1 protein-coding gene is annotated in these 1,379 nt (G+C 48.9%); it reads left to right on the top strand.

What is annotated here, in order from left to right; genetic code table 11:
* A partial coding sequence (locus tag QUA45_RS28805) for an amino acid adenylation domain-containing protein (RefSeq protein ID WP_333223358.1) occupies positions 1–1,379 on the top strand: 1,379 nt, incomplete at both ends.

The raw sequence follows: 1,379 nt of genomic DNA, 5'->3' as shown, positions 1-1,379 counted from the left end.
GCTGTGTTAGAAAGTGCCTTAAAAAATCCACAAATACCCATCAGTCAATTAAATATACTGAGCGATCGCGATCGTCACCAGCTTCTCGTCGAGTTCAACCAAACCCAGAAAGATTACCCGACAGACAAATGCGTTCACCAGCTTTTTGAAGAACAAGCAGAACGCAACCCAGACACCATTGCCGTCATCTTTGAAAACCAAACAATCACCTACCGAGAACTCAACCATCGCGCCAATCAACTCGCCCATCACCTGCAAAAACAGGGAGTTGAGCCAGAGTCAATTGTCGGAATTTGCGCGCATCGCTCTTTAGAAATAATTGTGGGAATGCTAGGCATTCTCAAAGCAGGAGCCGCGTATTTACCAATAGACCCGGCAACCCCAGCAGATCGCAAGGCACTCATGCTAGAAGATGCCCGAGTGCAGGTGCTGCTAACGCAACAGCGACTCGCTGAAAGCTTGCCGAAAACTCACGCAAATATTGTTTTCATCGATACAGACATTCCCACTACTTCTGTCTGTTACACGCCTCGCGCCTCTTCTGACAATTTAGCTTACGTCATCTATACTTCCGGTTCCACTGGCACGCCCAAAGGAGTCGCGATCGAACACCGGCAACTGCTCAATTACCTGTACGCTATTGAGGAAAGATTAAACCTGCCATCAGGTGCCAGTTTTGCCACCGTTTCTACCTTCGCCGCCGACTTAGGAAATACAGCTATTTTCCCGGCACTTTGTTCGGGTGGATGCCTCCATATAGTATCCCAGGAGCGCGCAACCGATCCAGAAGCGCTGGCCCAATATTTCCGCCGCCATTCTATCGATTGCCTCAAGATTGTTCCCTCGCACCTTGCTGCTCTTTTAACTTCTATCGCCGAGTCTATTTTGCCGCGAATACGGCTAATTTTAGGCGGTGAAGCTGCTAGTTGGGAGCTAATTGAAAAGGTTCGTCAAATCAATCCCGATTGCCTGATTTTCAATCACTACGGGCCAACAGAAGCTACGGTGGGCGTACTCACCTATCAAGTGTATGGCGAGGAATTGAAAGGAATTTCCGAGACAGTTCCACTCGGCAGACCTATAGCAAATACCCAGATTTATCTACTGGATTCCCATTTGCAGCCAGTACCAGTAGGCGTAGCTGGGGAACTGCACATCGGCGGCAGCAGTCTGGCGCGGGGCTATCTCAACCGCCCCGAATTAACCGCAGAAAAATTTATTCGCCATCCATTTGACGCGCAGGCACGTCTTTATAAAACCGGTGATTTGGCTCGTTATTTGCCAGACGGAAACATCGAATTCATCGGGCGAATTGACAATCAAGTAAAAATCCGGGGCTTCCGCATTGAATTGGGAGAAATTGAGGCAGCGTTAGGGCA

This window comes from Microcoleus sp. Pol12A5 (assembly GCF_036701435.1).
In the GTDB taxonomy this organism is placed as follows: Bacteria; Cyanobacteriota; Cyanobacteriia; order Cyanobacteriales; family Microcoleaceae; genus Microcoleus.
Note: the sequence above shows the minus strand (reverse complement) of the source record. Positions and strands in the feature narration are given on the sequence as shown.